A 21,566-nucleotide genomic window follows, 5' to 3' on the forward strand; every position below is an offset into this window, starting at 1 on the left:
TCCACATGGACGCACGTAGGCTATTGCTGCTCGTCGGCGCGTTGCTGGTCGCCGGCATCACCGCGTTCATGGCGCGCACGCTGGTGCTCGGCTCGGCCGCACCCGCCGCCGGCGCGATGGCGCCGGGCGTTCCCGCCGCAGCCGCTGCCGCGCCGGTCAACACCACCGAAGTGCTGGTCGCCAAGCGGGCGCTGCCGGTGGGCACGATCCTCGACGCCACCGCGCTCGAATTCCGCCCCTGGCCCAAGGACCTTGTGGAAGGTGCCTATTATGTCCGCGGCCAGAGCGAGCCCGCCAAGCTGCAGGGCGCCGTCGTCCGCTTCGCGGTCCCCGCCGGCCAGCCGGTGACGCAGGGCGCACTGGTCAAGCCCGGCGATCGCGGCTTCCTCGCCGCCGCGCTCGGACCCGGCATGCGCGCGGTCACCGTTCCCGTCTCCGCCCAGAGCGCCGTCGCCGGTTTCGTCTTCCCGGGCGACCATATCGACCTGATCCTCACGCAGACGGTCAGCGGCGAAGGCCCCCCGCTGCGCGCGTCGGAAACGGTGCTGCGCAACCTGCGCGTGCTCGCCACCGACCAGCGCACCGACAAGCAGACCGACGACAAGGGAAAGACCGTGGTCACCGCCTATTCGACCGTCACCGTCGAGGCGACGCCGAAGATCGCCGAGAAGATCGCGGTCGCGCAGACCGTCGGCACCCTCTCGCTCTCGCTGCGCTCGCTCGCCGACACGCAGACCGACCTCGACGAGGCGATCGCCAGCGGCGCGGTGAGCGTGCCCGACGATCCCAAGAAGGAAAAGGCGTTCCTCGCCCGCGCCACCAGCCGGCCGCAGGACGATGGCGACTCCTATGTCACCGGTGCGGACGTGTCGCGCTTCCAGCGCCGCACCGTGCCGGGCAAGGAAAGCGCCCCCGGCTCCATGATCGCGCCCGCGCCGGCCGGCGGCGCGCCGGTGGTGGTGCAGGCCATCGGCCCGGTGGTGCGCGTCGTGCGCGGCAGTGATGCCAGCCTCGTCCCCGTCGGCGGAAAGAACTGAGATGCAGCGCCCCCTTCCCCTTTGCGCCGCGACCATCGCGATCCTGATGGCCGGCCACCCTGCGCTCGCGCAGAACCGCGCCGCCAAGCCCGTCGCCCGCATGGCGCAGCTGCCCGCCGGCAGCCAGCGGCCCACGCGTGACGTGGTGCTCTCGATCGGCGAGGGCGAACTCGTCACCCTGCCCGCCGCCGCGGCCAATGTCTGGACCTCGAACCCCGGCGTCGCCGACGTCTATGTCGCGAGCACCCGACAGATCCACCTCTATGGCAAGGCGTTCGGCGAGGCGACGGTGTTTGCCACCAATGCCGCCGGGGCGGTCGTCTATTCGGCCAATATCCGCGTCAGCCAGAACATCAGCAGCATCGATGCGATGATGCGGGCCGCGATGCCCGATTCGGACATCACCGTCACCACCGTCGGCCAGATCGCGGTGCTCAACGGCACGGTGCGCTCGCCGCAGGACAGCGAGCAGGCGCAGCGGCTGGTCACCGGGCTGCTCAACCCCGGCGTCAGCATCAACGACCCCAATGCCTCGCTCAAGATCGGCGTGGTCAACCGGCTGCGCACCGCGACGCCGCTGCAGGTGCAGCTGCAGGTCCGCTTCGCCGAGGTGAGCCGCAGCTTCGTCAAGAACCTCAACGTCAACCTCACCAACCGCGATCGCGGCAGCTTCCTGTTCGGCATCAGCCAGGGTAAGGCGGGAACGATCACCACCAACACCGGCACCGCGGCGGACCCGGCCACCGGGGCCCCGCCGGGCGCCAGCATCTTCTCCTTCCCCGCGCCCAGCACCGGCAACACGATGCTCGGCGCGGCGGGCCGCTTCCTCGGCACCGATCTGCTCGCCAGCCTCGATTTCGGCGAGACGATCGGCCAGGTCTCCACCCTCGCCTCGCCCAGCCTCGTCGCGCTGTCGGGCGAGACGGCGAACTTCCTCGCGGGCGGCGAGATCCCGATCCCGATCGCCCAGGCGCTCGGCACCACCACGGTGGAATACAAGCAGTACGGCGTCAGCCTCGCCTTCACCCCCACCGTGCTGGCGGACGGGCGCATCTCGCTCCACGTCCGCCCCGAAGTGTCGCAGCTCTCCTCCTCGGGGGCGGTCACGCTGGCCAACACGACCATCCCTGCGCTCACCACCCGCCGCAGCGAGACGACGGTGGAAATGGGCTCGGGCGAGAGCATGGTGATCGGCGGGCTGCTGCAGAACAGCCACAACAACTCGATCACCAAGACGCCGGGCCTGGGCGACATGCCGATCCTCGGCGCGCTGTTCCGCTCCAACGCCTTCCAGCGCAACGAGACCGAGCTGGTGATCGTGATCACGCCGTACCTCGTCCGCCCGGTCAACGCGAACCAGATCCGCCTCCCGACCGACGGCTACAAGGCGCCCAACGACTTCGACCGGATCTTCCTGGGCGCGCTGGGCGAGGGCAAGTCGGGCGGCGAACGACCGATGCCGAGCATGGCGCCGCAAAGCGCGGCACCCGCCACCGGCGCGTTGGTCCCCGCCCCGATCGCGCCGCCCAGCCCACGCAAATCCAAGAACGCCGCCGCCGCGCCGGGCTTCGGCCTGTGATGCGCCCGTCGAGGAGAACCGCCTTGTTGCCGCGTCCCGCTCTCGCCCTGCTCGCCCCCGCGCTGCTGCTCGCCGGCTGCGCGGGCTATAATGGCGGGCTCGATTCGGTCCACCAGCCGATCGTCAGCCGCCAGGACCTGACGCTCGACCTCCAGGCCGACGGTGGCCGCCTCGCCCCCGGCGAGGACCGTCGCCTCGCCGAATGGATGGGCGCGATGAACCTGCGCTATGGCGACCGCCTCGCGATCGACGACGGCGCCGACGGCAGCACCGGCCGCAGCGACATCGCCGCCGCCGCCGGCCGCTATGGCCTGCTGCTCGCCGATCGCGCGCCTGCCACCGGCCGACCGGACTCGCCGGGCACGGTGCGCGTGGTGCTCACCCGCACCAGCGCCGCCGTACCGGGCTGCCCCGACTATCGCCATTTCAGCGGCGCGACCGCCGATGCCAGCACCAGCTCCAACTTCGGCTGTGCGACCGCGTCGAACCTCGCCGCGATGATCGCCGACCCCGCCGATCTGGTGCGCGGCGCGCCGGGCTCGCCCACTGCGGACCCGATGACGGTGAGCAAGGCGATCGGCGCCTATCGCGCGGCCGCGCCCAGCGGCGGCGGCGGCGCGACGGTGAAGGCCGAATCCAGCGGGAGCCCCAAGTGAACGCGCCCTTCAACCCCGGCCGCGCGGCTAGCCGCGATCCGTTCACCGCCTTTGTCTGCGATGAGGCCACGGCCGACCTGATGCGCCCGATCGCGGTCGAGCTCGGCTGGTCGCCGGAAAAGGTCAACAAGGGCGGGCTGCGCAACGCGGTGCAGACGCTCGCGGTCTCCGCCAGCCCGCACGTGCTGTTCGTCGACCTGTCCGAGTCCGGCGACCCGCTCAACGACATCAACGCACTCGCCGAGGTGTGCGAGCCCGGCACGATCGTGCTCACCGCCGGCGCGGTAAACGACGTGCGGCTCTACCGCGACCTGATCGCCAGCGGCATCCAGGATTATCTGCTTAAGCCGATCAACCCGGACATGCTGCGCGATGCCTTCCTCCAGGCGCAGACCGCGCTGGCGGCGCCCAAGCAGAGCGATGCGAGCGCCGGCCGGCCCCACTCGGCGACCGCCGTGATCGGTACCCGCGGCGGCTGCGGCGCGACCAGCATCGCGACCTCGCTCGCCTGGCTGATGGGCGAACGGCAGGGCCGCACCACCGCGCTGCTCGACCTCGACGTCCATTTCGGCACGGGCGCGCTGGCGCTGGACCTGGAGCCCGGCCGCGGCCTGACCGACGCGATCGAGAATCCGAGCCGGATCGACGGGCTGTTCATCGAGCGCGCGATGGTCCGCGCCTCCGAACGGCTCGCGGTGCTATCGGCCGAGGCGCCGATCAACGCACCGATGACCGGCGACGGCGCCGCCTTCTACCAGCTGCAAGAAGAAATCCGCGGCGCGTTCGAGTGCACGATCACCGATCTGCCGCGCCAGATGCTGGTGCAGCACCCGCATCTGATCGCCGACATGCAGGTGGCGGTGCTGGTGACCGAGCTGACCCTGGCCGCCGCGCGCGACACGATCCGCATCCTCAGCTGGTTCAAGTCGAACGCGCCGCAGACCCAGATCTTCCTCCTCGCCAACAAGATGCCGCAGCCCGCGCTGCTCGAGATCAGCCGCAAGGAGTTCGAAGGCTCGATCGAGCGCCCGATCGACTTCGTCGTGCCGTTCGATCCGAAGCTGGCCGCCCAGGCCGCCAAGCTCGGCAAGCCGATGGCGGAGGTGGGCCGCACCAATCGCGCCATGGCTCCGATCGGCGAACTCGCCGGCCGTATCCTCGAGATCACCGATGCCGGCGCCGAAGGCGAGCGCAAGCAGGCGGCCAAGGGCGGCTCGCTGCTCAGCAAGCTCGGCGACCTCAAGGCGCTGATGGCGCACAAGAAGAAGTAAGCCGCCAATGCCGCTGCTGCCGCTCCTGATGCTGGGCCTGGGTGTCGCCGCGGTGCTGGTGCTGCTGGTGCTGGCGCTGTCCGGCCCCTCAGCGCAGCGGGCGAGCGCGCGGCGGCTGACCTCGCTGCGCGATCGGCACATGGTAAGCGCCACCGGCGCCAACGCGATGGAAGCGCAGCTGCGCCGCATCTCGACGACGCAGGCCAGCGGCTTCGACCTCACCTTTGCGCGGCTGCTGCCCAACCAGGAGCAGCTCGAAAAGCGGCTGGCGATGACCGGCAAGAGCTGGACGCTCGGCCAGTATGGTCTAGCCACGCTGGGCCTCGCGCTCGCGGTGGCGCTGCTGCTGTTCCTCAAGGGCGCGCCGCTGCTGCTCGCGATCGTGTTCGGGCTGTTCGTAGGGCTGGGCCTGCCGCACTTCGTGGTCGGCTTCCTGATCAAGCGGCGCGTCGGCAAGTTCACCGCCACCTTCCCCGATGCGATCGACCTGCTGGTACGCGGCTTGCGCTCGGGCCTGCCGATCACCGAGACGATTGGCGTGGTCGGCTTCGAGATGCCCGGGCCGGTGGGCGAGGAATTCCGCGCAATCAGCGACAAGATGAAGATCGGCCGCACGCTCGACGCCGCGCTGCAGGAAACCGCCGACCGGCTCGGCACCCCCGAGTTCCAGTTCTTCACCATCACCATCCAGATCCAGCGCGAGACCGGCGGCAACCTTGCGGAAACGCTGGGCAACCTGTCCGATGTGCTACGCAAGCGGGCGCAGATGAAGCTGAAGATCAAGGCGATGTCGTCGGAGGCCAAGGCCTCGGCGATCATCGTCGGCGCGCTGCCCTTCATCGTGTTCGGGCTGATCTGGTCGATCAACAACGAATATATGATGCACTTCTTCACCGATCAGCGGCTGGTCGTGATCGGCGGCGGCGGGCTGGTGTGGATGGCGCTGGGCGCCTTCATCATGGCCAAGATGGTCAATTTCGAGATCTGACGGCGATGGAACCCACCCAAGGCCCCACCCTGCTCGGCATCGACGTCCTCTGGGTCGCGACCATCCTGTCGGCGGTCGCCGCGCTTGCGGTGCTCGTCGCCATCTATGCCGCGACCACCGTGCGCAACCCGATGGCGCGCCGGGTCAAGATGCTCAACGAGCGCCGCGAGCAGCTCAAGGCCGGCATCGTCGCCACGCCCTCGAAGCGCCGCGCCAAGCTGGTCCAGCGCAGCGACACGACCGACCGGATCCGCAGTTTCCTCAGCTCGCTCAAGGTGCTGCAGGACGAGCAGGTCAAGGCGGCGCAGGTGAAGCTGCTCCAGGCCGGCATCCGCAGGCGGGAATGGGCGGTAGGCGTGATCCTCGGTCGGCTAGTGCTGCCGATCCTGTTCGGCGGGCCGATGCTCTACTTCGTCTACGGCACCGACATGTTCGCCGACTGGAGCCCGCTCAAGGCCTATGGCCTGGTCGCCGGCAGCTTCATCCTCAGCTACAAGGCGCCCGACCTCTACCTCAAGAACCGCATCCAGAAGCGCACCGACGCGATCCGCAAGGGCCTGCCCGACGCGCTCGACCTGCTGGTGATCTGCGCCGAGGCCGGCCTGACCGTCGATGCCGCCTTCGGTCGCGTCGCCAAGGAACTCGGCCGCGCCTATCCCGAACTGGGCGAGGAATTCTCGCTGACCGCGATCGAGCTCGGCTTCCTCACCGATCGTCGGGCCGCGTTCGAGAACATGGCGATGCGCATCAATCTGGATGCAATCCGCGGTGTCGTTACAACCATGATCCAAACCGAGAAATACGGCACCCCGCTCGCCTCGGCATTGCGCGTCCTCTCTGCAGAATTCCGCAATGAAAGAATGATGCGTGCGGAAGAAAAGGCCGCACGTTTGCCCGCGATCATGACCGTTCCATTGATCCTGTTCATCCTGCCGGTGCTGTTCATCGTGATCCTCGGCCCCGCTGCCTGCTCGATCAACGATTCGCTGATGCATTGACGTTTACGGAACCGATCGCGCGGTGACAGGTTGTTGGCGGGTTGCCGGGAGCCTGATCCATGACCGACTTGCCGTACACCACCCCCTTGCAGTTCATCGGCCTCGCGCTCGCGCTGGTCGCCGGCTGGCTGCTCGGCTTGGCGAGCAGCAACGCCGGGCGCCGCTGGCGCGAGCGCTTCGAGGCCGAGCGCGACGCGCACCAGGCGCTGCGCGAGGAACTCGCCACCGCCAATACCCGCATCCGCGATCTGGAAGCCGCCAATTCGCGGCTGGAGCGCACCATCGCCGATCGCCGCCCGGCCACCCCCGTCGCGGATCCGGCGCCAAGCAAGCGTGATTCGGCCGTGCGCAGCTGGTTCTATGGCGGCACCGATGTGCTCGCCCGCATCCGCGGCATCGACGAGCATCGCGAGCGCCAGCTCAACCAACTCGGCATCCAGCACTTCCGCGACATCGAGGAACTGCCCCGCGGCGACGAGCTGCCGCTGGAGGAGCGACTCGGCCTTCCGCACGGCACGATCGTCGACGAACGCTGGCGCGAACAGGCCGCTCTGCTCCGAGCCGGCGATACCGACGAGCATGCGCGCAGGTTCGGCCACCACGCCTGATCTTGTCTTACAATAGAGATTGACTGTCGCCCGGGTGCAACGCCCGGGCGTTTTTTTGTGCGTTCCGTCCCGGCGAGGGCGCGCCGCCGCAGCCTTGGCGAACCAGCGCGATAATGCCTGCTTTACCGCCCTTTAGCGCCGCCTTTTTGCAAGAATGAAATGGCGCGGGTACTGATAAAATCCGGGCACGAGCCATAACCGATCCCCTACCTTTCATTGGAACGTCTCAAATAGGTCATGCCGTTGTCGCCGACTGGCTTGACAACTGGTCAGGCCTCTAGGACATTTGTCGGACCACGAGCAGCAAGCTCGGGACAGAAAACAGAGCACCGCAGCAGGGTTCGCCATTTTTTGATGAGGGGTGGTTTGATGTTGAGTCCTTCGACGACCAAGGCGCGTCGCGCCGTTACCGGTACCAAGTTGGTATTGCTTTCCGCAGGTTGCGTCGCAGCCTTGGCGCTCGGCGACCCCGCCTTCGCTCAGACCGATGCGGCGCCCGCCGCACAGGCGCAGGACGATACCGGCGGCGACATCGTCGTCACCGGCTTCCGCTCCAGCCTCGCCTCCGCGCTCGACGCGAAGCGCAAGGACATCCGCATCACCGACGGTATCTCCTCCGAGGATATCGGCAAGTTCCCGGCGCAGAACATCACCGAGGCGATCCAGCGCATCGCCGGCGTCCAGATGTCCAACATCAACGGCCGCGGCTCGACGATCAGCATCCGTGGCCTCGGCGCGCAATATGCCCGCACGACGATCAACGGCCAGACCTTCGCCAGCGCCGACTTCAAGGACGGCTTCCGCTACGACATCATCCAGACCGATCTCGCCAGCGCGATCCAGGTGGTGAAGTCACCCACCGCGGACATGGACACCGGCGGCCTGTCGGGAACGGTCAACATCGATACGGTCAAGCCGCTTGCCTATAAGGGCCCGCGCTTCATCGTCGGCGTGAAGGGCTACAATTCCGAATATCGCGGCAAGGAAGTCACGCCCAAGGTCAGCGGCGCGTACATCGACAGCTTCGCCGGCGGCACGCTGGGCGTGATGGCGAACGTCAGCTACCAGAAGCTGAAGGATCGCGGCGACTATGTGTTCATCAAGAACTGGTACAATGCCGGGGTGATCGATCCCGATGTGCGCGTGCCGGGCAATTTCCGCTTCCGCCGCATCGATCGCGATACCGAGCAGGTAATGGCCAGCGGCGCCATCCAGTGGAAGCCGAGCGACAATTTCGAAGCGCTGCTCCAGGGCGAATATTCGCGCGACCACACCCGCTACACCACCCGCCAGTACGTGTTCGGCCGCTGGGCATCGAGCGCTGTCAAGGTGAACGGCAAGGCCAACGGCATCGCCAACAACATCACCATCAGCAACTTCAACGTCGACAACAACACTCAGCCCGAACTGCGCAACCTGAAAACCCAGGCCTATACCGGCACGATCAACTGGCAGCCGGGCGACACCTGGAAGGTGCACGCCGTCGCGCACTACACCAAGGGGGACGCGGCGCTGTACGAATGGGCGTCGATCGACGAAGTGAACTTCGCCCAGGGCGGCACGCTCGACATCTCGAACCCGAACAACATCAAGTGGACCACCCAGAGCCTCACCGACGGCTCGGTGTGGAACAACACCAACCGCACCTGGTTCGCGTTCGTCGACGGCGCCACGCACATCCAGACCGCCAAGGACAAGGCCGCGCAGATCGACGTGACCAAGGATCTCGGCTGGCACGGCGTGCAGTCGCTGGTGCTCGGCGCCAAGTATCACCATGAAAGTTTCGCGACCAACGCCTTCCGCCACGATCGCGACGGCGACGTCACCGATCCGGTGAAGTTCCCCGAGTTCAACTACATCCCGAACCTGGGCACCACCGGCCAGCTGGTCACCAACTTCCTCGACGGCGCGATGTCGATCCCGCATGCGTTCCTGTCGACCAACGCCGATGTCTGGCAGAGCCTGCTCGCCTCCAAGGGCATCACCGTGCCCGACGTGCCCGATTGGCCCAGCACCTATCGCGTCGATCGCTACGTCCCCGCGGTCTATGCGATGGCCAATGTCGACACGACCGTCGGCGGCATGGCGCTGCGCGGCAACCTCGGCGTGCGCTACGAGCACACCCACCAGAACGTCACCGCCAGCCTGACCGACGGCACCGGCAGCGACGCCGCGCTGCTCGGCCAGCAGCACATCATCCAGGATTACGGCAACGTCCTGCCGAGCGCGAGCTTCGCCCTCGACCTGACGCCGAAGCTGGTGGCCCGCTTCGCCGCGGCCAAGGTGCTGGTCCGCCCGCTGCTCAACAGCCAGACGCAGATGGCGGACACGATCAGCACCGGCATCTCGCAGCAGAAGCGCCCCTTCACCAGCGTCTCGGCGGGTGAATCGCGCCTCAAGCCGCTGACCGCCAACCAGCTCGACCTCAGCCTGGAATTCTACCATGGCCGCGGCAACTCGATCAGCGTCGCCGGCTTCTACAAGGCGGTGAAGAACGGCACCTTCACGCAGTTCTACTGCCCCACCTCGTACAACGGCGTGGCGCTGAACGGCGTGACCACCGACTGCCAGTCGGCGGACCTGAAGAGCGACTACAGCTTCAGCCGCGTGCTGAACGACAGCCGCACCATCCACATCAAGGGCGTCGAATTCTCGGCGACCGAGAATTTCGATGGCTTCCTGCCGGTCAAGGGCTTCGGCGCCACCGGCAACATCACGCTGGTCGACACCAACTCGAGCGCGCTGGGCACCGGCTTCAACCTGCGCGACCTGTCGAAGTTCACCGCCAACATCACGCCCTATTGGGAAAACGAGATGTTCAGCGTGCGCTTCTCGGTCAACCACCGCAGCTCGTACAAGCAGGATGCCGCCAGCAGCTTCTTCGTGAACGGCGGCGAGATCCACACGGTGCGCGCGCGTACCCAGATGGACCTCGCGCTGGGCTTCACGCCGAACAAGTGGCTGAGCTTCACCGGCGGCATCATCAACCTGAACAACACCCACGAAGACGCCTACCAGACCACCGCGGACACCTTCCAGATGGCCAGCCGCACCGGTCGCACCTTCTACCTGTCGGCCACGACCAAGTTCTGATCGACGGACACCGGGCTATCCCCGGGAACGCCCCTCTTCCGCGAGGAAGGGGGGCGCTTCTCGTTTGGGAGGAATGGAAAGCTAAAAAGCCCCTCCCCTTCAGGGGAGGGGTTGGGGTGGGGCCTGACAGAGAAGCCGAGCACCTCCGTCGCAAGGGAGTTCCTGCCTGCCCCACGTCAAAGGCTGAAGGTAGAGGGGGTTCAAAGCCTACGCTTGTCTCGGTGAGACACTGCCCCACCCCAACCCCCTCCCCTGAAGGGGAGGGGCTTTAGAAGGTCAGCGCAACACCGCCGCCGTGTAGTTCTCAACCACTTCCGCCAGTGCCCGGCCCTCACCGTCCAACACCAGCGCGCGGTGGCGGAGCACGTACGGCGCGACGCCGGACAGCACCTGCTCCAGCGGCTTGCGGTGCGGATGCAGCGGCCGGATGACTGCGCCGAACGGCGTATCCCCCTGCTCCAGCGCGGCGTTCATCTCGGGGGTCAGCCGCGACGGCACATACCAGTTCTCGGCGACCGACAAGGCCACGCCAGCGCAGCTGAGCACGACGCTGCGGTACACGACCCGCTCGTCCGGCCCTACGCCCAGCCGCACCCGCTGCTCGGGCGTCGGGTCCTTGTGCGCCGTGCGGTCCACCTCGGCGCGGATCGGGCCGCCGCAGCGGCGTTCCAGCACGGCGGTGGCGGTGGGGCTGGCGAGAAGGTCGCGGCTGAGTGCCGCCGCATCGTCCGTCGCTACCGCTACCGCCACTACCAGCATCACTTTCCTCGAATTGCCGCCTGCGCTGCCGCAAGCCGCGCGATCGGCACGCGATAGGGCGAAGCCGAGACATAATCGAGCCCCGTCTTCTCGCAGAACGCGATCGACGCCGGATCGCCGCCATGCTCGCCGCAGATGCCGAGCTTGATGTCGGGCCGGGTCGCGCGGCCGCGCTCGGCGGCGAGCGCGATCAGCTGGCCGACGCCCTCGACGTCCAGGCTGACGAACGGATCCTTGGCGTAGATGCCCTTCTCGACATAGGTGGTCAGGAAGCGCGAGGCGTCATCACGGCTCACGCCCAGCGTGGTCTGGGTAAGGTCGTTGGTGCCGAACGAGAAGAAGGCGCCCACCTCGGCGATCTCGCCCGCCATCAGCGCGGCGCGCGGCAGCTCGATCATGGTGCCGACCAGATAGTCGATCGTGCGGCCCTTCTCGGCGAACACTGCCTGCGCCGCCTTGTCGACCACGGCCTTCATCAGCTCCAGCTCGCGGCGGGTGCCGACCAGCGGGATCATCACTTCCGGCACCGGCGCCGCGCCCGACTTCTCGGCCACGGCGATCGCCGCCTCGAAGATCGCGCGCGCCTGGATCTCGTAGATCTCGGGATAGGTCACGCCCAGGCGACAGCCGCGATGGCCGAGCATCGGGTTGAACTCGTGCAACTCGGCCGCGCGGCGCTTGAGCGTGTCGACGTCGACGCCCGCCGCCGTCGCGACTTCGGCGAACTCGGCCTCCTCGTGCGGCAGGAATTCGTGGAGCGGCGGATCGAGCAGGCGGATCGTCACCGGCAGCCCCGCCATCACCTCGAAGATCTCGAGGAAGTCGCTGCGCTGTTCGGGCAGCAGCTTCTCCAGCGCGGCGCGGCGGCCGGTCTCGTCCTCGGCGAGGATCATCTGGCGCACCGCGGTGATGCGCGCCGAATCGAAGAACATATGCTCGGTGCGGCACAGCCCGACGCCCTCGGCACCGAACTCGCGCGCGGTGCGGCAGTCGAGCGGCGTCTCGGCATTGGCGCGCACCTTGAGGCGGCGGACTTCGTCGGCCCAGGTCATCAGCGTGCCGAAATCGCCCGAGAGCTCGGGCTGCACGGTCGGCACCTGGCCGGCCATCACCTCGCCGGTGGCGCCGTCGATGGTGACCATGTCGCCCTCGCGGACCTCACGGCTGCCGACGCGCATCACCTTCTCGCGCGCGTTGATCGACAGGCTGCCCGCGCCGGAGACGCAAGGCCGGCCCATGCCGCGCGCGACGACCGCCGCATGGCTGGTCATGCCGCCGCGCGCCGTCAGGATGCCGCGCGCCGCGTGCATGCCGTGGATATCCTCGGGGCTGGTCTCGACGCGGATCAGGATCACCGCATCGCCCGCATTGGCGCGCTTCTCCGCCGTGTCGCTGTCGAACACCGCGAGGCCCGAGGCCGCGCCCGGCGAGGCGGGCAGGCCCTTGGTCAGCACGTCGCGCGGCGCCTTGGGATCGAGCGTAGGGTGGAGCAGCTGGTCGAGCGCCTGCGGATCGACGCGCAGGATCGCCTCCTCCCGCGTGATCAGCCCCTCATTCGCCATGTCGACAGCGATCTTGAGCGCCGCCTTGGCGGTGCGCTTGCCGCTGCGGGTCTGCAGCATCCACAGCTTGGCGCGCTCGACGGTGAACTCGATGTCCTGCATGTCGCGGTAATGGGTTTCGAGCCGGTCGAACACCGCCGCCAGCTCGCCATAGACCTCGGGCATCGCCTCTTCCATCGAGGCGGGCTTGGCCCCCGCCGCCTCGCGGGCGCGCTGGGTCAGGTATTGGGGCGTGCGGATGCCGGCGACGACGTCCTCGCCCTGCGCGTTGATCAGGAACTCGCCATAATAGGCCCGCTCGCCGGTCGAGGGATCGCGGGTGAACGCCACGCCGGTGGCAGAGGTGTCGCCCATATTGCCGAACACCATCGCCTGCACGTTTACCGCCGTGCCCCAGTCTGCGGGGATGTCGTTCAAGCGGCGATAGACCTTGGCGCGCTCGGACTGCCACGAGCCGAACACCGCGCCGATCGCGCCCCAGAGCTGGTCGTGCACATCCTGCGGGAACGGCTTGTTCCACAGCTCCTCGACGATCGCCTTGTATTCGGCGACCAGCGCCTGGAGATCGGTGGCGCTCAACTCGGTATCGAGCGTGAAGCCGCGATCTTCCTTGGCGATCTCCAGCGCTTCCTCGAACCGGCCATGGTCGAGGCCGAGCACCACATCGGCATACATCTGGATGAAGCGGCGATAGCTGTCCCAAGCGAAGCGCCCGTCGCCGCTGGTGGCGGCCAGCCCCCGCACGGTCTGGTCGTTCAGCCCGAGGTTGAGCACCGTGTCCATCATGCCCGGCATCGACACGCGCGCGCCCGAGCGCACCGAGACCAGCAGCGGATCGCCCGCATCGCCGAACACCTTCTCGGTGATGCCTTCGATATGGGCGATGCCGTTCGCGACTTCGGCCTTCACGCTTTCGGGGAAGGTCTCGCCTTCCTCATAATAACGCGTGCACATCGCGGTGGAGATGGTGAAGCCCGGCGGCACCGGCAGGCCGATCGAGGCCATCTCGGCGAGATTCGCGCCCTTGCCGCCCAGCAAATTCTTGTCGCCCGCCCCACCGTCCGAAACACCACCGCCGAAGCGATACACGTACTGCGTCATCCTGATCCCCTTCCGATCGAAAGCGCCCCTTCGAGACAAAGGGGCGCTACCGCAGCTGCGAAGACTCAGGAACCGCTGACTGCGTTGTCGGTGCCGCTTTATTTCGGAACAATGGCAGTTTCAGGTCAATTTGCCAGTGATTAATCGTACAATTAACCGCGTTAACCCTCGATCTTGGCGAAGTCCGCCACCTTGTGCACTGCATCACGCATCCGCGCGAGCAGGTCGAGCCGGGCGGCGCGCTTGGCCGGATCGGCGTCGTTGACAGTCACGGAATCGAAGAACGCATCGATCGGCGCGCGCAGGATCGCGAGCGCCGCCATGGCGCCTTCGAAGTCCTCGGCGGCGATCGCGTCGGTCGCCTTGGACTCGGCCGCATCGAGCGCTGCGGCCAGCGCCGCCTCGGCGGGTTCGGGCGCGGGGTTCACGGCGCCGGCTTCCCATTCCTCCTTCTTGAGGATGTTCGCCGCGCGCTTGTAGCCGGCGAGCAGGTTGGCGCCGTCCTCGGTGGTGACGAACGCCTGCAACGCCTTCACCCGCGCGAGCAGCCGGACGAGATCGTCCTCCCCGCCAAGCGCGAACACGGCGTCGATCAGGTCGTGACGGACACCGGCCTCGCGCTGCTGGACCTTGAGGCGATCGGCGAAGAAGTCGAGGAGTTTGCCCTGCGTCCAACTGTAGGACTGAAGCTGAACGTCGGGGGTACGCCTGTCATCGAGCGCCTCCGCAATATTCATGTTACGCATCAGAACGAAGCGATCTTCCGACCGACGCAGCGCCTCAACAGCCTTGATCTGCGACATTTTCGCAGAGAATGCCGTCCCTAGCTGCTTCTTAGTAATTTCTACGACGCTTCGATAATCCCGCGGCCAGACAAATAGCCCGGAAAATGCCTCAGCCACTCCTCTAGATATGTCCAGGCGAAGGCCATTATCGAATATCAGCTGGATGATACCCAAGGCAGCTCGACGTAGAGCAAATGGGTCGCGCGAGCCGGTGGGAAGCTCTTCAACAGCAAAGAAGGTTGTAAGCGTATCCAGCTTATCCGCCAGCGCCACCGCCACCGTGACCGGATCGGTGGGGACGTCGTCGCCCTGCCCGACCGGCTTGTAGTGATCGCGGATCGCCGCGGCGACGGCCGGGTCCTCGCCCTGCGCGGCAGCGTAATAGCCGCCCATCAGGCCCTGCAGCTCGGGGAACTCGCCGACCATGCCGGTGACGAGGTCCGCCTTGGCGAGCCGCGCGGCGCGTTCGGCGAGCGACGCAAGATCCTCCCCGGTACGGGGAGGGGGACCGCCAGCCGCAGGCTGGTGGTGGAGGGGGGCCTCCACGAGGGACGCCGCCTGTGGCAACCCCCCTCCACCATCGGCTGGCGCCGATGGTCCCCCTCCCCGTGCCGGGGAGGATTGAATGACCCCGCTCTCGACCAGCCAGCGCGCCAGCTTCGCCACGCGCTCGACCTTGTCGGCCACCGTCCCCAGCTTCTCGTGGAAGACGATCTTTTCGAGCTTCGCCGCCTGCGTCTCCAGCGCGACCTTCAGATCGGTCTCGTAGAAGAACCGCGCATCGCTCAGCCGCGCCGCCAGCACCTTCTGGTTGCCCGCGACGATCTTCTCGCCGCCGTCCACCGCGTCGATGTTCGACACGCAGACGAACGCGTTGGCCAGCTTGCCCGCGCTATCCCGGCACACGAAATACTTCTGGTTCACCCGCGCGGTGAGCTGGATCACCTCGGGCGGCACCGCGAGAAAGGCTTCGTCGAACCGGCCGAGCAGCGGCATCGGCCATTCGGTCAGCCCGGCATTCTCGAACAGCAGCCCCTCGTCCTCGATCAGGCTGAGCCCCGCCTTCTGCGCCGCCATCTTCGCGCCCAGCGCGATGATCGCCCGCCGCTCGGCCCCGTCGACGATCACATGGCAGGCGCGCAGCTTCTCGACATAGTCGTCGGCCGAGCCGATCGTGATCACCCCCGGATGGTGGAAGCGATGCCCCACCGTCGCCGCACCGCTCACCACGCCGGCGATTTCGCAGGGCACCACGTCGCTGCCGAACAGCGCAACGATGCCTTGCAGCGGCCGCACCCAGCGCGGGCTCTCGGTGGAGATCGACGGCGCACCCCAGCGCATCGACTTCGGCCAGGGGAACGCGCGGATCACCGCGGGGATTGCGGCGGCGAGCACCTCGGCCGTCGCGCGGCCGGGCTTGTCTACAATCGCGAACAGCACCCCGTCGCGCTCGACCAGATCGTCGGCGCTGAGGCCGGTCTTGCGCAGAAAGCCTTCCAGCGCCTGGGGCGGCGCGCCGACGCGCGGGCCCTTGGTCTCCTCGGAGACGGCGGCAGTCTCGGCAGGCAGCCCCTTGAGGATCAGCGCCAGCCGGCGCGGCGTCGCATAGGTGACCGTCTCGGCGGCCTTGAGGCCGGCCTTGTCCAGCTCGGCGGCGAACAGGCGCGCGAGATCCTCCCGCGCCTTTTCCTGCATGCGCGCCGGGATTTCCTCGGAGCGGAGTTCGAGAAGAAAGTCCGTCACGCTGCCCACCCGTTCTTTTCCATCCACGCCGTGCAGGCGCCCTTCGCCAGATCGCGCACCCGGCCGATATAGGCCTGGCGCTCCGCCACCGAGATCACGCCGCGCGCGTTCAGCAGGTTGAAGATGTGGCTCGCCTCGATCGCCTGCTCATAGGCCGGGATCGGCAGCTTCGCCTCCAGCGAGCGCTCGCACTCGGCGGCGGCCTTGCGGAACAGGTCGAACAGCGCGTCGGTATCGGCGATCTCGAAGTTCCACTTCGACATCTCGCGCTCATTCTCCAGGAACACGTCGCCATACGTCACGCCCGCATCGTTGAAGGCGAGATCGTACACGCTGTCCTTGTTCTGGATGTACATGGCGAGACGTTCGAGCCCGTAGGTCAGCTCGCCCGCGACAGGCTTGCAGTCATAGCCGCCCATCTGCTGGAAATAGGTGAACTGGGTGACTTCCATCCCGTCGCACCACACTTCCCAGCCCAGGCCCCAGGCGCCGAGCGTCGGCGATTCCCAGTCGTCCTCGACGAAGCGGATGTCGTGCTTGGTGAAATCGATGCCGATCGCGGCGAGGCTGCCCAGGTACAGCTCCTGCAGGTCGGGCGGGCTCGGCTTCAGGATCACCTGATACTGGTAATAATGCTGGAGTCGGTTGGGGTTCTCGCCATAGCGGCCGTCGGTCGGGCGGCGGCAGGGCTGGACGAAGGCGGCGTTCCACGATTCCGGCCCCAGCGCGCGCAGCGTGGTGGCGGGGTGGAAGGTGCCGGCGCCCATGCGCATGTCATAGGGCTGCAGGATCAGGCAGCCGCGCGTGCTCCAATAGTCATGGAGCGTCAGGATCATGCGCTGGAAGCTGAGAGGTTCGGACAAGTTGGTCACCCTGTAAGGTTTGGGGAGCGCTTTGGCGCAGGCCGCGGAGGGGGTCAACCGGGGGAGGCCGGTCACGCCCCTCCACCGTCATCCCGGCGAAAGCCGGGATCCATTGGGGTCACCGGCGCGGCTCCATCGGTGACGGAGTGGCGAATGGATCCCGACTTTCGTCGGGATGACGGCTTGTGGCGTCGGGATGACGGGTATGGGAGGAGCGGCACCCGTTGACTCCTCCACCCCTGCCCCGCCAAGCCCGCCCCCATGTTCCGCGCGCTCCTTCTCGCCGCCCTGTTCCTCCTCGGCAGCTGCGGCGCCGCGCCGCGCGAGGCCAAGCCCGCGCTCTGGGCGGTCCGCGACGGCGACACCACCGTCTACCTGTTCGGCACCGTCCACCTGCTTCGCCCCGAGCTGCGCTGGTTCGACGGCCCCGTCCGCACCGCCTTCGATGCCAGCGACACGCTCGTCCTCGAACTGGTGATGCCGCCGCAAGCCGAAACCCAGGCGCTGCTCGACAAGCTGGGCCGCACACCCGGCGACTCAACCGTCGCCGCCCTGCCCGCACCCGAGCATGCCAGGCTCGAAGACGCGCTCCGCCAGGCAGGCCTGCCCCGGCAGGCGCTCGACCGCGACGAGCCGTGGCTGGCCGCGCTCACCCTGTCGCTGCTGCCGCTCCAGAAGCTCGGCTATGACGATGCGAACGGGGTCGAGCAGGTGCTGCAGGCCGCCGCGACGAAGGCGGGCAAGCAGGTAACGGGGCTGGAAACCGCCGAGCAGCAGTTCGGCTATTTCGACCATCTCTCCGCCGCCGCGCAGACGCGCCTGCTCGGCGACACGCTGGCCGGCATGCCCGAGACCGGCGCGAACATCGACGCTGCGGTCGCCGCCTGGGGCAAGGGCGATGCGGATGCGCTGGCCCGCATGCTCAACGCGGACCTCGCCGGCAATCCCGAGCTGCGCGACACGCTGCTGCTCCGCCGCAACGGCGCCTGGGCGGACTGGATCCGCGACCGGATGCAGGCGCCGGGCACGGTATTCGTCGCGGTCGGCGCGGGCCATCTGGCGGGGGACGCGAGCGTGCTGGCGTTGCTGTCCAAGGCCGGGTTGAAGGTGGAGCGACTGCAGTAGAAGCGTTTCCTCCCTCGGAGCGGAGCTCCGGGGGAGGGGGACCGCGCCGCGCCAGCGGCGTGGTGGAGGGGGCATGCCCGGCCGCCCCCTCCACCACCGCCTTCGGCGGCGGTCCCCCTCCCCCGCTTGCGCGGGAGAGGAAACCCTCAGTGGCGGCGCACGTCCGCCTTGCGATTTCCCCCCGCGTCGACTATAGGCGCGCGCTTGCTGTGGCAGGGTCATCCCTGGAGGCCTGCCGCTGCATGCACGTTGAAACATTTAGCGCATTGGAAATCGACACATGAGCGACACGCTTACGCTGTCGGCCGAAACGCGCGACCGGGCTGGCAAGGGAGCCTCCCGGGCGCTGCGTCGTGAAGGCCGCGTCCCCGCCGTGATCTATGGCAACAAGCAGGATCCCGCCAGCATCCACGTCAACGAGCGTGAGCTGCAGAAGCTGCTGAACACCGGCCACTTCTTCAACTCGGTGATCATGGTCAACGGCGAGCGCACGCTGGCCAAGGACGTCGCCTTCGACGTCGTGACCGACCGTCCGCTCCACGTCGACTTCCTGCGCATCTCCGAGCACGCGACCGTCACCGTCGAAGTGCCAATCGTGTTCGTCGACGAAGAGCTGGCCCCCGGCCTGAAGCGCGGCGGCGTGCTCAACGTCGTCCGCCACGAGCTGGAGCTGGTGGTCGACGCGGCAGAGATCCCCGACCAGATCGAGATCTCGGTCAAGGGCCTCGAAGTCGGCGATTCGCTGCACATCTCGGCCGTGACCCTGCCCAAGGGCGCGACCCCCGCGATCACCGATCGCGACTTCACCATCGCCACCGTCGTCGCGCCGTCGGCGCTGAAGTCGAGCGAAGGCGAAGCGGAAGCCGAGTCGGCCGAGGGCTGATCGGCCTTCCCTTCACGGGTTCAAAAGATCGCCTCCGCACCCTAGGTGCGGGGGCGATTTTCTTTTCGGGAGTGTGGGTGATGCAGCTGTGGGTGGGTCTCGGCAATCCGGGGCCGCAATATGCGATGCACCGCCACAATGTCGGGTTCATGGCGCTCGATGCGCTGGCCGAAGTACATGGCTTCTCCGCGCCCAAGAAGCAGTTCCAGGGCTGGACCCAGGAAGGCCGGATCGGCACCGAGAAGATCGTGCTGCTCAAGCCCGGCACCTTCATGAACGAGAGCGGCCGGGCGGTGCGCGCGGCAATGGACTTCTACAAGCTGACGCCCGAGGACGTGACCGTCTTCCATGACGAGCTCGACCTGCTGCCGATGAAGGTGAAGGTGAAGCGCGGCGGCGGCACCGCCGGGCATAACGGCCTGCGCTCGACCGATGCGCATCTCGGGCCCGATTTCCGCCGCGTGCGGCTCGGCATCGGCCATCCGGGTCACAAGGACCGGGTGACCGGCTATGTCCTCGGCAACTATGCCAAGACCGAGATCGAGCCCCTGTCCGACATGCTGGGTGCGATCGCCGCCGAGGCATCCTGGCTGGCGGCAGGCGACGACGTGCGCTTCATGAACGAAGTCGCACGGCGGATGCAGGACTGAGCGCTCCCCGTTCTAGCCTGGATCAAGGAGGTTGCGATGGAACGGCAGCCCCGCCCGTGCCAACCTGCCGCCATCATCGATGAAGGGATGCCCGATGCGCTTGGTCCTGCCTGCCCTGCTCGCCCTCCTTCCGCTCGCCGCGCCCGCTGCGGCGCAGACCACCGCTGCCCAGGCGCAGCAGCCGATCTATGAGCTGCGCATCTACTACCCCGCCCCCGGCAAGGCAGAGGCACTCAACGCCCGCTTCCGCAACCACACGCTCAAGCTGTTCGCCAAGCACGGCATGCGCAATGTCGCCTATTGGAACGAACTGCCCCGCCCCGACGCGCCGGAGGGCCGCGTGGTCTACATCCTCGCCTACCCCAACCGTGAAGCACGCGAGGCGGACTGGAAGGCGTTCGGCGCCGATCCCGAATGGCAGAAGGTGGTCGCCGAATCCGAGGCGAACGGCAAGATCGTCGCCAAGGTCGAGAGCATCTTCATGACCATGGCCGATTATTCGCCGCCGCTCGCACCGGTCCGGTAAGCGGCGCATGCGGACGCGGGCGTAGAGTATGGGTTGGCTGCGTGCTCCTGCTCGACCTGCTCGCACTCCCCTTCCTGCTCTTGCTCCGCTGATCGCATCGCGCGACGCGCAAAAGAAAAGGGGCCCGGTTTCCCGAGCCCCCATCTTTCCGAGGATCGCGACGCTTATGGCTGCTTCACGCCGACCACTTCGCCGACGATGCGCGTGTCCGCGCCGTTGATCGTGCCCGAGGCGCCGAACACGACCCCGATGTTCACGCCCTTAGAGCCGTAGAAGGCGCCCGCGATCGTGCCGGTCGCCGCCCCGCCGCTGACGAGGCTGCCGCTGAACTGGTTCTGCCCGATCGGGATCGCGCCCTGGGCGTTCAGCGTCACATACGCAGTCTCGGCGCCGCCGCTCGGCAGCGTCGTCAGGTTCATCGCCGTGGTAACGAGGCCGGTGGCGAAGTTGACCGTCACGGTCGCGGTGCCGCCGACACGGACCAGCGTCGTCGCGCCATTGGCGACGCTCACCGAGCGGCCGACCACACGAGCGGTGTAGGTGGCGCTGCCGGTGGTCGGCATGTCGTAGGAGAGCGTCGGATAGCCCCAGATCGAATAGGTCAGGCGCTTCTGGCCGGTGGTCGAATCGCCGCGCCACCAGTTGGCGTAGCTCAGCACGGTCAGCTGCTTGAGCAGGCTGTCGCTGGTCGTCACGGTGGCCGCGCCGATATTGTTGAGCACTTCGAGCTGGCTGAAATTGCCCGCCGCCGCACCCGTGGCGGTGCTCACGCTGCGGTAGACGAACTCGGTCACCGTCGGCGCCGCAGTGGTGATTACGTTCGTGCCGGCGAAACGCGACTCCTCGGTCGCCTCGTCCATCACGAAAGTGCCGTTGGTGAGGTCCGCGGTGGCGGCCAGCTTCACGCGGCTGTTGAAGGTCTCGGTCGCGGTCACGCCCAGCGTGACGGCGCTCGTCGCCGGATCGCCGGTATAGTTGGTCGTCGCATTCAGCGTGCTGAACTCGGTAGCGGCGGCCAGCGGGAAGGCGGTGTAGGTGGCGGTCGGCGTCGGGGTGGGCGTCGCCGAGCCGGAAGCCGTCGGCGTCGGGGTCGGCGAGGAGTCCCCACCGCCGCTGCAGCTTGCCAGCGCGGCCGCAGCCGCGGCGCTGCCCAGAATGACATAACGGCGAATCATACGAAAACTCCTCGAGAACCTGGCGCACGCAGGAAAAGACTTGGCCCCCTGTACCCCAGATGAACGCCCCTGCGTCAAGGCCGCGCGCGTTACACTGGAAAAACCCGCCGCCTGCGCGTATCGAGCCCGCAATATCGCCGGCGCACCCGCCGGCCCCTTCACGA

General features: G+C 67.6%; 17 protein-coding genes. 12 read left to right on the top strand and 5 right to left on the bottom strand.

Features of this window, described 5'->3' with window-relative positions:
* The first annotated feature begins 5 nt into the window (after positions 1-5).
* The 8 genes from cpaB (at position 6) to ABIC65_RS08465 (ending at position 10,230) form a co-directional block, all read left to right on the top strand.
* Positions 6-1,037 carry a Flp pilus assembly protein CpaB gene (cpaB, locus tag ABIC65_RS08430; RefSeq protein WP_354308063.1) on the top strand — a complete coding sequence of 344 codons (1,032 nt, stop codon included), beginning with the start codon at positions 6-8 and terminating at the stop codon, positions 1,035-1,037.
* Between the two features lies 1 nt (position 1,038).
* A complete protein-coding gene (locus ABIC65_RS08435; RefSeq protein WP_354308064.1) occupies positions 1,039-2,616 on the top strand; it encodes a type II and III secretion system protein family protein in 1,578 nt (525 codons plus the stop codon).
* A gap of 26 nt (positions 2,617-2,642) precedes the next feature.
* Entirely contained in the window at positions 2,643-3,272 is a 630-nt protein-coding gene (locus ABIC65_RS08440) for a CpaD family pilus assembly lipoprotein (RefSeq protein ID WP_354308065.1), read from the top strand.
* The gene (locus tag ABIC65_RS08445) at positions 3,269-4,543 is read left to right on the top strand and encodes an AAA family ATPase (protein ID WP_354308066.1); all 1,275 of its coding nucleotides are present in this window, start codon (positions 3,269-3,271) and stop codon (positions 4,541-4,543) included. The genes ABIC65_RS08440 and ABIC65_RS08445 overlap by 4 nt, the downstream gene beginning before the upstream one ends.
* 7 nt (positions 4,544-4,550) lie before the next feature.
* Complete coding sequence (locus ABIC65_RS08450) at positions 4,551-5,531, top strand: type II secretion system F family protein (RefSeq protein ID WP_354308068.1); 981 nt, start codon at positions 4,551-4,553, stop codon at positions 5,529-5,531.
* Positions 5,532-5,536: 5 nt separating this feature from the next.
* Complete coding sequence (locus ABIC65_RS08455) at positions 5,537-6,529, top strand: type II secretion system F family protein (RefSeq protein WP_354308069.1); 993 nt, start codon at positions 5,537-5,539, stop codon at positions 6,527-6,529.
* A gap of 59 nt (positions 6,530-6,588) precedes the next feature.
* Positions 6,589-7,137, top strand: a complete 549-nt coding sequence (locus ABIC65_RS08460) for a hypothetical protein (RefSeq protein WP_354308070.1) — start codon at positions 6,589-6,591, stop codon at positions 7,135-7,137.
* 369 nt (positions 7,138-7,506) lie between these two features.
* Positions 7,507-10,230: a TonB-dependent receptor gene (locus ABIC65_RS08465; protein ID WP_354308071.1), complete on the top strand. Its 2,724-nt coding sequence runs from the start codon at positions 7,507-7,509 to the stop codon at positions 10,228-10,230.
* Between the two features lie 276 nt (positions 10,231-10,506).
* On the opposite strand, the gene ABIC65_RS08470 is transcribed toward ABIC65_RS08465, so the two are convergent.
* The 4 genes from ABIC65_RS08470 to ABIC65_RS08485 form a co-directional block, all read right to left on the bottom strand.
* Entirely contained in the window at positions 10,507-10,989 is a 483-nt protein-coding gene (locus tag ABIC65_RS08470; RefSeq protein ID WP_354308600.1) for a chorismate--pyruvate lyase family protein, read from the bottom strand.
* A complete protein-coding gene (gene ppdK, locus ABIC65_RS08475; RefSeq protein ID WP_354308072.1) occupies positions 10,989-13,652 on the bottom strand; it encodes a pyruvate, phosphate dikinase in 2,664 nt (887 codons plus the stop codon). The genes ABIC65_RS08470 and ppdK overlap by 1 nt, the downstream gene beginning before the upstream one ends.
* A 161-nt stretch (positions 13,653-13,813) precedes the next feature.
* Entirely contained in the window at positions 13,814-16,180 is a 2,367-nt protein-coding gene (glyS, locus tag ABIC65_RS08480) for a glycine--tRNA ligase subunit beta (RefSeq protein ID WP_354308073.1), read from the bottom strand.
* A complete protein-coding gene (locus ABIC65_RS08485) occupies positions 16,177-17,016 on the bottom strand; it encodes a glycine--tRNA ligase subunit alpha (protein ID WP_125972922.1) in 840 nt (279 codons plus the stop codon). The genes glyS and ABIC65_RS08485 overlap by 4 nt, the downstream gene beginning before the upstream one ends.
* Positions 17,017-17,304: 288 nt before the next feature.
* Between ABIC65_RS08485 and ABIC65_RS08490 the strand changes: the two genes are divergently transcribed.
* The 4 genes from ABIC65_RS08490 (at position 17,305) to ABIC65_RS08505 (ending at position 20,227) form a co-directional block, all read left to right on the top strand.
* Entirely contained in the window at positions 17,305-18,168 is an 864-nt protein-coding gene (locus ABIC65_RS08490; protein ID WP_354308074.1) for a TraB/GumN family protein, read from the top strand.
* 280 nt (positions 18,169-18,448) lie between these two features.
* On the top strand, positions 18,449-19,051 hold the full coding sequence (locus ABIC65_RS08495) for a 50S ribosomal protein L25/general stress protein Ctc (RefSeq protein WP_354308075.1): 603 nt from the start codon (positions 18,449-18,451) through the stop codon (positions 19,049-19,051).
* 80 nt (positions 19,052-19,131) lie between these two features.
* Positions 19,132-19,701, top strand: a complete 570-nt coding sequence (pth, locus tag ABIC65_RS08500) for an aminoacyl-tRNA hydrolase (RefSeq protein ID WP_354308076.1) — start codon at positions 19,132-19,134, stop codon at positions 19,699-19,701.
* A 94-nt stretch (positions 19,702-19,795) separates the two neighbouring features.
* The gene (locus ABIC65_RS08505; protein WP_354308077.1) at positions 19,796-20,227 is read left to right on the top strand and encodes an NIPSNAP family protein; all 432 of its coding nucleotides are present in this window, start codon (positions 19,796-19,798) and stop codon (positions 20,225-20,227) included.
* Positions 20,228-20,391: 164 nt separating this feature from the next.
* Here ABIC65_RS08505 and ABIC65_RS08510 read toward each other — a convergent pair whose 3' ends face one another.
* Entirely contained in the window at positions 20,392-21,402 is a 1,011-nt protein-coding gene (locus ABIC65_RS08510; RefSeq protein WP_354308078.1) for a transferrin-binding protein-like solute binding protein, read from the bottom strand.
* Between the last annotated feature and the right edge of the window lie 164 nt (positions 21,403-21,566).

This window comes from Sphingomonas trueperi, from assembly GCF_040545665.1.
GTDB lineage: Bacteria > Pseudomonadota > Alphaproteobacteria > Sphingomonadales > Sphingomonadaceae > Sphingomonas > Sphingomonas trueperi_B.

Excerpts from the sequence above, each read along its gene's own strand:
- cpaB (WP_354308063.1), top strand. The coding sequence starts at position 6 with ATGGACGCACGTAGGCTATTGCTGCTCGTCGGCGCGTTGCTGGTCGCC.
- ABIC65_RS08435 (WP_354308064.1), top strand. The coding sequence starts at position 1,039 with ATGCAGCGCCCCCTTCCCCTTTGCGCCGCGACCATCGCGATCCTGATG.
- ABIC65_RS08450 (WP_354308068.1), top strand. The coding sequence starts at position 4,551 with ATGCCGCTGCTGCCGCTCCTGATGCTGGGCCTGGGTGTCGCCGCGGTG.
- ABIC65_RS08455 (WP_354308069.1), top strand. The coding sequence starts at position 5,537 with ATGGAACCCACCCAAGGCCCCACCCTGCTCGGCATCGACGTCCTCTGG.
- ABIC65_RS08460 (WP_354308070.1), top strand. The coding sequence starts at position 6,589 with ATGACCGACTTGCCGTACACCACCCCCTTGCAGTTCATCGGCCTCGCG.
- ABIC65_RS08465 (WP_354308071.1), top strand. The coding sequence starts at position 7,507 with ATGTTGAGTCCTTCGACGACCAAGGCGCGTCGCGCCGTTACCGGTACC.
- ABIC65_RS08470 (WP_354308600.1), bottom strand. The coding sequence starts at position 10,989 with ATGCTGGTAGTGGCGGTAGCGGTAGCGACGGACGATGCGGCGGCACTC.
- ppdK (WP_354308072.1), bottom strand. The coding sequence starts at position 13,652 with ATGACGCAGTACGTGTATCGCTTCGGCGGTGGTGTTTCGGACGGTGGG.
- ABIC65_RS08485 (WP_125972922.1), bottom strand. The coding sequence starts at position 17,016 with ATGATCCTGACGCTCCATGACTATTGGAGCACGCGCGGCTGCCTGATC.
- ABIC65_RS08490 (WP_354308074.1), top strand. The coding sequence starts at position 17,305 with ATGTTCCGCGCGCTCCTTCTCGCCGCCCTGTTCCTCCTCGGCAGCTGC.
- ABIC65_RS08495 (WP_354308075.1), top strand. The coding sequence starts at position 18,449 with ATGAGCGACACGCTTACGCTGTCGGCCGAAACGCGCGACCGGGCTGGC.
- pth (WP_354308076.1), top strand. The coding sequence starts at position 19,132 with ATGCAGCTGTGGGTGGGTCTCGGCAATCCGGGGCCGCAATATGCGATG.
- ABIC65_RS08505 (WP_354308077.1), top strand. The coding sequence starts at position 19,796 with ATGCGCTTGGTCCTGCCTGCCCTGCTCGCCCTCCTTCCGCTCGCCGCG.
- ABIC65_RS08510 (WP_354308078.1), bottom strand. The coding sequence starts at position 21,402 with ATGATTCGCCGTTATGTCATTCTGGGCAGCGCCGCGGCTGCGGCCGCG.